Origin of the sequence: Xanthomonas maliensis (assembly GCF_009192945.1) — a bacterium.
Lineage (GTDB): Bacteria > Pseudomonadota > Gammaproteobacteria > Xanthomonadales > Xanthomonadaceae > Xanthomonas > Xanthomonas maliensis.
The window spans coordinates 1-9,640 of sequence record NZ_NSET01000007.1; the positions used below are offsets into that span (position 1 = coordinate 1).

Annotated in this window: 7 protein-coding genes and 1 other RNA gene; 6 read left to right on the forward strand and 2 right to left on the reverse strand. The window is 67.4% G+C overall.

Features of this window, described 5'->3' with window-relative positions; translation table 11 throughout:
* The first annotated feature begins 122 nt into the window (after positions 1–122).
* Positions 123–198, forward strand: a non-coding RNA gene (locus CKY51_RS02595) — sX9 sRNA.
* Positions 199–202: 4 nt separating this feature from the next.
* On the opposite strand, the gene CKY51_RS02600 is transcribed toward CKY51_RS02595, so the two are convergent.
* Both CKY51_RS02600 and CKY51_RS02605 read right to left on the reverse strand, forming a co-directional pair.
* Positions 203–2,170, reverse strand: a complete 1,968-nt coding sequence (locus CKY51_RS02600; protein WP_022972408.1) for a sigma-54-dependent Fis family transcriptional regulator — start codon at positions 2,168–2,170, stop codon at positions 203–205.
* Between the two features lie 356 nt (positions 2,171–2,526).
* On the reverse strand, positions 2,527–3,459 hold the full coding sequence (locus tag CKY51_RS02605; protein ID WP_022972407.1) for a carbohydrate kinase family protein: 933 nt from the start codon (positions 3,457–3,459) through the stop codon (positions 2,527–2,529).
* A 275-nt stretch (positions 3,460–3,734) separates the two neighbouring features.
* On the opposite strand from CKY51_RS02605, the gene CKY51_RS02610 reads away from it, so the two are divergent.
* The 5 genes from CKY51_RS02610 to CKY51_RS02630 form a co-directional block, all read left to right on the forward strand.
* Positions 3,735–4,781 (forward strand): rod shape-determining protein, encoded by a 1,047-nt coding sequence (locus tag CKY51_RS02610; protein ID WP_003482734.1) that lies wholly within the window; start codon positions 3,735–3,737, stop codon positions 4,779–4,781.
* Between the two features lie 172 nt (positions 4,782–4,953).
* Entirely contained in the window at positions 4,954–6,153 is a 1,200-nt protein-coding gene (mreC, locus tag CKY51_RS02615) for a rod shape-determining protein MreC (protein ID WP_022972405.1), read from the forward strand.
* On the forward strand, positions 6,150–6,635 hold the full coding sequence (gene mreD, locus CKY51_RS02620; RefSeq protein WP_022972404.1) for a rod shape-determining protein MreD: 486 nt from the start codon (positions 6,150–6,152) through the stop codon (positions 6,633–6,635). The genes mreC and mreD overlap by 4 nt, the downstream gene beginning before the upstream one ends.
* A gap of 3 nt (positions 6,636–6,638) precedes the next feature.
* Positions 6,639–8,699, forward strand: a complete 2,061-nt coding sequence (gene mrdA / locus CKY51_RS02625) for a penicillin-binding protein 2 (RefSeq protein ID WP_022972403.1) — start codon at positions 6,639–6,641, stop codon at positions 8,697–8,699.
* Positions 8,696–9,640 (forward strand): FtsW/RodA/SpoVE family cell cycle protein (locus CKY51_RS02630; RefSeq protein ID WP_152248841.1); only part of this gene is annotated, 945 nt, incomplete at its 3' end. The genes mrdA and CKY51_RS02630, both read left to right, overlap by 4 nt.

Here is a 9,640-nt window from a genome sequence, read left to right on the forward strand (position 1 = left end):
ATCCCGTGATGGTCACTGCTAGGCATGCGCCAGCATCCGTGCAACACCGAGCTAACGCCTTAGATCGCTAACAAAACGACTGCGCAGCCGCCAGGCGGGCGCGGCCGGTGCTCGGAATCCTCATGGACCCCTCTCACACTGCGGTTCCTGCGCGCCGTCCGCGCCCACCTGACGGCTGCTCGCTACGTTTTGTTAGCCGCTCTTAGCCCGTTTCCAATCCATGCTTACGCAGCTTGCGATACAGCGTATTGCGGCTGATGCCCAATGCCTCGGCAGTCCGGCTGACGTTCCAGCGATGGCGTTCGAGCTGTTGCTGCAGCACCAGTCGCTCGGCCTGATCCAACGCGATGCGACCAGGGACGTCGTCGGCGGCCACGGCGCCGCCGTCGACCAGGCAGGGGCCGCTGCCGGCATCGACGATCTCCTGCGGGAGGTTGGACACCCGGATCACTCCGGCATTGCACAACACCGCGGCCGTGCGCAGCACGTTGCGCAGCTGGCGCAGATTTCCCGGCCAGGCATAGCTAAGCAACTTGTGCATCGCATCCTCGCTGATGCGCACGGCGCGCTCGCCTGTTTCCTCGCGCAGCAGCGTGCCGATCAATTCAGCCTTGTCGCTGCGCTCGCGCAGCGGCGGCAGGTGCAGCACCACGCCATTGAGCCGGTAGTACAAATCCTCGCGAAACTCGCCCGACGCCACCCGTTGCGCCAGATCGCGGTGGCTGGCGCTGATCACGTGCAGCTCCAGCGGCACCGCTCGCTCGCTGCCCAGCGGCGTTACGCATTGCTCTTCCAGCACGCGTAGCAGGCGGCTTTGCAATGGCAGCGGCATGTCGCCGATTTCGTCCAGAAACAGAGTGCCGCCACTGGCCTGCAGCAGTTTGCCGTGGCGGCCTTCGCGCGCCGCGTCGGTAAATGCGCCGCGTGCGTAGCCGAATAATTCGCTTTCGATCAATGCCTCGGGAATCGCGGCGCAATTGATCGCCACGAACGCACCGCTGGCCCACGGTGAGCCGCGGTGCACGGCTTTGGCAAATTCCTCCTTGCCAGTACCGGTATCGCCGCGCAGCAGGATCGGGACGCGATGGGCGGCTAGCTTCAGTGCGTTCGCCAGGTTATGGCGCATGCGCGAATCCGAACCGACATGTTCGCCCGGCTGCCGCTCCTCGTCCGTGGTGGCCGCTGCGGCACCGCCCACTGCGGGAAGTATCTGCCGCGCGCGTGGCGGCCGCACCAGCGCGTAGAAGCGCCGCCCGTGGCAGGCGCAGCGGATCGACCACAGCGTACCGGCGTCACTACCGGCGCGGTGCTGCAAGGTGTCGACATCCAGCTGCATCACCTGCGAGATATCGCGCCCCACCAACTGGCTGCGGTCGTGCTTGCCCAATTGTTCCAGTACCGCCTCGTTGACGGCCAGCACGCGCCCATCGGGATCGATGGCGATCAGCGCTTCGTGCAGCAGGCCAGCGAATTCTGGCCGGCTATGGAAACGCAGGATGAAGGCATGGCCGAACTGATTGAGGAAATGCGAGCGCGAGATCTGCGCGGCCGACATGCTGACCAGGGCCATGGTGTGGCGCTGGATCTGCTTGCCGTCGCGGGCGTTGGGCGTGGAGGCATCCAGCACCGCCAACAGCTTGCCGTGCGGATCCAGGATGGGCGCGGCGCTGCACGACAACGGCAGATGGCGGGTGAGGTAGTGTTCGCCGCGGTGCACGCTGACGGCGGTGCGCTCGATCGCGCAGGTGCCCAGGCCATTGGTGCCCTGATCGCGCTCGGCCCAGCTGGCGCCGCAGAACAAGCCGGCCTGGCGGAATTCGCCCAGCAGCGCAGAATCGTGGACGCTGTGCAGCACGCAGGCTTCGCGGTCGGCGAAGATCACCGCATAGCCGCTGCCGCTGATCTGTTCGTAGAGATTCTCCATTTCCACCCTGGCGATCCGCAGCACCTCGCCGAGTGCTTGCTGACGCTCGCGCAGTTGCACCGCGTCGTGGACCAGTGGGTGCGGTGGCGCTTCCGGCAACAAGGCGTAGTCGTCCAGGCAGCGTCGCCAGGAGCGCGACAGCGGGGCGGCCAGGGCGGTGATATCGCGCAGCCGGCGCATCCGGCGCAGCAGGTCCGGTTCCTCGTGCACGACGACGGGATGGGCGACGGCGCTTGGCTCGACCATGGGCCAGCGGTCCTAAGGGCGCGGGCCGCCAGTAGAGACACAAACCTGTCCCGTGCTCAAACCGCATTGCAGCAAAGCGCGCGCGGCCGCCGCGCAGCGCGCACTTGGCCGCGGAGGGAGACGACGTTCCGCCAGCCGGCTCGGCCGGGTCAGGTCCGGGCGTCAGCGCGCGGGCTGGAATCGCAGCAGCCGTGGCGTTGGGCCGCGATCCAGTGCCGCCGCGCCCGTCACCGGCCTGGCCGGCGCCGAGGCGGCCGGTCACGGCGTCGCCACGGCGCTGCTGGATGTGGTACCGCAGCGGATAGGGCCGCGGCGCCGGATCGGCCGGCAGGCCTCAGGTCGGGCCCCGGCCTGGCTTACAGCGCGTAGCCGAACTGCTGCTTGAACTGGTCGTTGAACTCGGCGAAATCGAAGCGCTGGTTCTGCGTGCCGGGGTGCTCGACCTTCAGCGCGCCCATCAGGTTGCCCATCCGTCCAATGGTCAGCCAGTCGTAGTTGTGCTGGATGCCGTAGATCAGCCCGGCGCGGAAGGCATCGCCGCAGCCGGTCGGGTCGACTACCCGGCGCTCGTGGGCCGGCGGAATGTCGTAGGTCTTCTCGGGGGTATGTACCAGCGCGCCCTTGGGGCCCTGGGTGGTGATGTAGGCCTGCACCCGCGAGACGATGTCCTGCTCGTTCCAGCCGGTGCGTTCCTGCAGCAGGTTGGACTCGTAGTCGTTGACCACCACGTAGTCGGCCTGCTCGATGAACTGGCGCAGCTCCGGGCCGTTGAACAGCGGCATCGCCTGGCCGGGATCGAAGATGAAGGGCACGCCGCCAGCGGCGAATTCCTCGGCATTCTGGATCATGCCTTCGCGTCCATCCGGGCCGACCAGGCCCAGGGTCACGCCCGGGACGTCCTTCACGTGGTTCTCGTGGCTGCGCATCATCGCGCCGGGGTGGAAGGCGGTGATCTGGTTGTTGTCGTGGTCGGTGGTGATGAAGGCCTGCGGCGTGAACAGGTCCTCGATGATCTTCACCCGCGACAGGTCGATCCCCAGCGATTCGAAGTGCTCGCGATACGGGCCGAAGTCCTGGCCTACCGTGCCCATCGGAATCGGCGCGCCGCCGAGCAGGTGCAGGTTGTAGGCGATGTTGCCGGCGCAGCCGCCGAATTCGCGGCGCATGCGCGGCACCAGGAACGACACGTTCAGGATGTGCACCTTGTCCGGCAGGATGTGGTTCTTGAACTGGTCCGGGAACACCATGATGGTGTCGTAGGCGAGGGAACCACAGATCAGTGCGGACATCGAGTCGGGCCTTTACAAAGGGGAAAATCCGCCAGTTTCCGGACATGGCGGCACGACGGCGTGGACGCCGCGGCGCAAAGGGTAACGGCTGCGAACCGAGAGGGCTAGAACCGCTTGCCACGCGCGCTGTGACCGCAACATGAAAACCAGCCCGTTCAGACGCATTTTTCCTTGCCCGTACCAGGGGGGATTGCTAGGCTAGCCGACTTCGTTTGATGCCCACTTTCAGCCACTTTGCATGGCGGCGGGCGCCTTCCCCAGGAACCACTCCCTCGATGTTCAAGAAACTCCGTGGCATGTTCTCCAACGACCTGTCCATCGATCTGGGCACGGCCAACACACTGATCTACGTGCGCGGACAGGGCATCGTGCTCAACGAGCCATCGGTGGTGGCGGTTCGCCAGGATCGGGCGATCGGGGGAACGCGTTCGGTGGCAGCGGTCGGTGCGGAGGCCAAGCAGATGCTCGGCCGTACCCCGGGACACATCACCACCATCCGCCCGATGAAGGACGGCGTCATCGCCGACTTCACCTACACCGAGGCGATGCTGAAGCACTTCATCAAGAAGGTGCACAAGTCGCGTTTCCTGCGTCCCAGCCCGCGCGTGCTGGTCTGCGTGCCGGCCGGTTCCACCCAGGTGGAGCGTCGCGCGATCAAGGAATCGGCCGAAGAGGCCGGTGCCCGCGACGTCTACCTGATCGAAGAGCCGATGGCCGCGGCGATCGGTGCCGGCATGCCGGTGACCGAGGCGCGCGGTTCGATGGTGATCGACATCGGCGGCGGCACCACCGAAGTGGCGGTCATCTCGCTGAACGGCATCGTCTACTCGCAGTCGGTGCGCGTAGGTGGCGACCGGTTCGACGAGTCGATCACCAACTACGTGCGCCGCAACCACGGCATGCTGATCGGCGAGGCCACCGCCGAGCGGATCAAGCTGCAGATCGGCTGCGCCTACCCGCAGGACGAGGTGCAGGAAATGGAAATCTCCGGCCGCAACCTCGCCGAAGGGGTGCCGAAGATGATCAAGATCAACTCCAACGAAGTGCTGGAGGCGCTGCACGAGCCGTTGTCGGGCATTGTGTCGGCGGTCAAGCTGGCACTGGAGCAGACGCCGCCGGAACTGTGTGCCGACGTCGCCGAGCGCGGCATCGTGCTGACCGGTGGCGGCGCGCTGCTGCGCGACCTGGACCGGCTGATTTCCGAGGAGACCGGCCTGCACGTGCAGGTGGCCGATGATCCGCTCACCTGCGTCGCCCGTGGTGGCGGCCGTGCGCTGGAGCTGGTGGACATGCACGGCAACGAGTTCTTCGCGCCGGAGTGAAGCGTCCGGGATTCGGGAGTCGGCAGTGGGGAATCGCAGCCGCGATTCCTGCCTACGGCCCGGCGGAAGTGCCGCGCAATTCCGCTGATTCACGCGTTTGCCGTATCCGTCTCGGGGCCAGCCGATCGCTCCCTGAATTTTCTATCCCGCATCCCGATTCCCGGCCCTGAACGTGCCTTCCTACGCCGGCCCTCCGGTCGCTTCCCGCCCTGGTGAAGTCACCTCCACGCTCCGCCTGCTGGTCTATCTGGCGCTGGCGGTCGTGTTGATTGTGCTCGACAGCCGCGGCAGCTGGTTGAGCGAGCTGCGCCATCAGGCCAATCTACTGATCCAACCGGTCTGGGCAGTGGCGGGCTTGCCCGGTCGGATCGGCTCGCAGGTGCGCGACAACGCCGCCACCCATGCACAGCTGGTGGAAGAGACGCGCGCGCTACGCAATCAGCTGTTGGTGGCCAATGCCCGCCTGACCCGGCTGCAGACCGCGGCCCTGGACAACGCTCAGCTGCGCGAACTGCTCAACGTCGCCGAGCGGCGTGGTCTGGATGTGCAGTTGGCGCCGATCCTGGACATCGATCTGGACCCGACCCGGCAGCGCCTGCTGTTGGATGCCGGCAGTCGCGAAGGCGTGCAACTGGGTCAGGCGGTCATCGATGCCGGCGGCCTGATGGGGCAGGTGATCGAAGTCACCCCGCTGCATTCGACCGTGCTGCTGCTGACCGACCCCGACCACGCGGTTCCGGTGAGCGTGGCGCGCAATGGCGTGCGCCTGATCGTCTACGGCCGCGGCGACCGCCTGGAGCTGCGCGATATTCCGCTCAGCGCCGGGGTGCAGGTCGGCGATGAGATCGTCACCTCCGGACTGGGCGGCCGCTTCCCGGCCGGCTTCCCGGTCGGCAAGGTCTCGGCGCTGCGGCCGGACGACACCCACGCCTTCCTGGTGGGCGAACTGACGCCGGCAGCCAAGCTGGACCGTGGGCGGGATGTGCTGCTGTTGCGGGCCGGCAAGCCGTTGCGGGTGGAGCCGGGAGAGCCGGGAGAGCCGGGACCCGGGACCCGGGACTCGGGACCCGGGAACAGCAACGGCAACGGCAATGCGAGCGGCTCTGACGATCGTGGGCCGGTGGCCGGCCGGGCGCGCGTGGCTGCCGCTCCAACCGAGATGCCCAGCGCCTCGTCCCCGGTCCCGACCGCGACCGCCGACTCCCGGATCCCGACCCAGGTGACGCCTAGCGCTTCTCCTCGGGTCCCGGCTTCCGAGTCCCGGGTCCCGCCCACCGCGACGCCGAACGCTTCTCCCCGGGTCCCGGTTCCCGAGTCCCGGGTCCCGACTGCTGCCCCCCGCGTCCCGGCTTCCGAGGCAACCACCCCATGAGCCGCATGCGCAATGGCTGGATCCTGCCGGTCAGCATCGTCATCGCGTTGGTACTGGGGCTGCTGCCGTTGCCGGTGCTGGTGCAGCCGCTGCGCCCGTACTGGCTGGCGCTGGTGCTGGCCTACTGGGTGATCGAGGAGCCCGATCGGGTTGGCTTGGGGGTGGCGTTCGGCGCCGGCGTGCTGGCCGACCTGCTGTATGGCGGGCTGCTGGGCGAGCAGGCGCTGCGGCTGGTGATCATGACCTTCATCCTGCAGCGCTTCCGCGCGCGCTTGCGCTTCTTCCCGCTATCGCAGCAGGCGTTGGCGATCGGTGGCCTGTTGTTGAACGACCGCATCGTCTCTTCGGCGGTGCACCTGGCCATCGGCGAGCCGACCTTGCCCTGGAGCTACTGGTGGGCGCCGCTGCTGGGCATGGCGCTGTGGCCGCCGCTGTTCGTATTGCTGGATGCGCTGCGGCTGGGCAAGCGGGGCAAGAAGTAGCACATGCACGGGCGCCGCCACCCCAAGAATCCGCATGCCGAGGCCGAGCAGTTCCGCCGCCGCGCGGTGCTCGGTTTCCTGATGGTGCTGCTCTGCCTGGTCGGCCTGGGGGGCTGGTATTTCAAGCTGCAGGTGCTCGACCACGAGGTCTACGCCACCCGCTCGGAAGCCAACCGCATCAAGCCGCGGCCGGTGGTGCCGGGGCGCGGCATGATCTATGACCGCAATGGTCGGCTGCTGGCCGAAAACGTGCCGGCCTTTCGGCTGGACGTGACGCCGGACAAGGTCGCCGACATGGAGGCCATGCTGGCGGAACTGGGCAAGGTCATTCCGATCTCGCCGGAGGATCTGGAGCGCTTCCACCGCGAGCGCAAGGCGCGCCGCAGCTTCCTGCCGGTGACGCTGAAGCTGCGCATGAGCGACGAGGAGATGGCGCGGTTCGCGGTCGAGCGCTGGCGCTTTCCGGGCGTGGAGCTGGAGCCCTACCTGACCCGGCGTTATCCCTATGGGCCCTTGTTCGCGCACATCATCGGCTATGTCGGCCGGGTCGATGAGAAGGACCTGGCCGTGCTCGGCGAGGGCAATGCTGCGTTGACCCATATCGGCAAGTCCGGTCTGGAACGCTATTACGAACAGGACCTGCGTGGCCAGGTTGGCTACGAGCAGGTCGAGACCAATGTCCAGGGCCGTGCGATCCGCACCGTCGGCCGGGTCGCGCCGCAGTCGGGTGCGGATCTGCGGCTGTCGGTGGATGCGGACCTGCAGCGCGCGATGGTGGCCGCCTTCGGCGAGCACGAGGGCGCGGCGATTGCGATGGATCCGCGCACCGGCGAGATCCTGGGCATGGTCAGCCTGCCCAGCTACGACCCCAACCTGTTCGTCAACGGCATCTCGCATACCGATTTCAAGATGCTCAACGACAACCCGTCGCGGCCGCAGTTCAACCGGCTGGTGCTCGGCGGAGTGGCGCCTGGGTCCACGCTCAAGCCGCTGATCGCGCTGGCTGGCCTGGACAGCGGCCTGCGCCGCCCCGAGGACCGGGTGCTGTCCACCGGCATGTTCTACCTGCCCGGCGTCAGCCGCGGTTGGGGCGACTCGCACCGCGGCGGCCATGGCTGGACCGACCTGCGCAAATCGATCGCCCAATCCGTCAATACCTATTACTACCGCCTGGCGGTGGACATGGGCATCGAGCGCTTCGACCGCTACATGGGCGAGTACGGCTTCGGTCAGCCCACCGGGGTGGACCTGCTGGGCGAGATCGGCGGCATCCTGCCGTCGCCGGCCTACAAGTACAAGACGCGCAAGGAGCGCTGGTATCCCGGCGACACCGTCAACATCGCCATCGGCCAGGGCGACTGGAAGGTCACGCCGCTGCAGCTGGTGCGCGGGGTTTCGGCGATCGCCAGCGGTGTGCTGTTGCGCCCGCACCTGGTGCTGGAAGAACGCACCGGTTTCGATCATCCCTGGGAGCCGATGATCCAGCCGCCAGGCAAGCCGCTCAGCCAGAACCCGGCGCATCTGCAGGTGGTGCGCGAGGGCATGATGGACACCATGCGGCCTGGCGGTACCGGTTATGCGATCACGCCCGGTGCGCCCTACCAGATGGCCGGCAAGACCGGCACCGCACAGGTGGTCAGCCGCAAGGGCGTGGCAGCGGTGGACCCGCGCAGCCTGCCGTTGCACCTGCGCCATCGCGGTTTGTTCGTCGGCTTCGCGCCGGCCGACAACCCGGTCATCGCGGTGGCGGTGGCGGTGGAAGGCGGTGGCTTCGGCACCAGCTCGGCCGCGCCGATCGCGCGCAAGATCTTCGATGCCTGGTTGCTGGGCAAGTTGCCGGAAGGCCTGGAGCCGCTGGACAGCGAACTGGGCATGACTGCAGTGGGCACCGCACGCTTCGAAGCCGGTGCCAGCGATGCACGCCAGGCCGGCGATGCCGCCGCAGCGGCGCTGGACGAGCGGCCGGTGGTGATCGGCGGAGAGGCGGTGGCGTTGGATCCCAACCATCCGGCGCAACCGATCGTGCCCGATGTGCCGGACAGCGTCTCGGAGACCGATCGGTGAGCGACATCCTGCGTTGGCTGGCGGAGATGGCCGGGCGCTTCACGCGCAGCCTGGACTGGGTGTTGTGCCTGGCGCTGGCGGCGCTGATGGTGATGGGGCTGGCGGTGCTCAAGAGCGCCGGCGGCGCGACCAATGGCAGCCATCTGATGCTGGCCCAGGGCATTCGTTTCGTCATCGGCCTGGCCGCGATGTGGGGGATCTCGCGGTTGTCGGTGCTGCGCTTGCGCGCGTGGACGCCGTGGATCTACGGCTTGTCGATGCTGCCGCTGCTGGCGGTCTTCGTGCTCGGCACCGGCAAATACGGCCGGCAATGGTTGGACCTGAGGCTGTTCTACCTGCAACCGGCCGAACTGCTGAAGATCAGCCTGCCGATGATGGCCGCCTGGTATCTGCACCGCATGCCGCTGCCACCACGCATTCCGACCGTGCTGGTCACCGGCGTGATCATCGGCGTGCCGACCGCGCTGATCATGTTGCAGCCGGACTTCGGCACCGGCGTGCTGATCGCGGCCAGCGGCGTGTTCGTGCTGTTGCTGGCCGGCCTGCCGTGGTGGTGGGTGGCGGTCGGCGTGGGCGGGGTGGCGGCGGTCGCGCCGGTGGCCTGGTTCTGGTTGCTGCGGCCCTACCAGAAGGACCGCATCATGATGTTCCTCAATCCCGAGAACGATGCGCTGGGTGCGGGCTGGAACATCATCCAGTCCAAGATCGCGATTGGTTCTGGCGGGCTGGATGGCAAGGGGTGGGGGCTGGGATCGCAGTCGCATCTGAACTTCATCCCCGAGCAGACCACCGATTTCGCGTTCTCGGTATTGAGTGAGGAATTCGGCTGGATCGGCGTGGCGACCGTGCTGACGCTGTATCTGGTGGTGATCGGCCGCTGTTTGTGGATCGCCTCGCAGGCACGCGACACTTATTCGCGCTTGGTGGCCGGCGCCACCGGC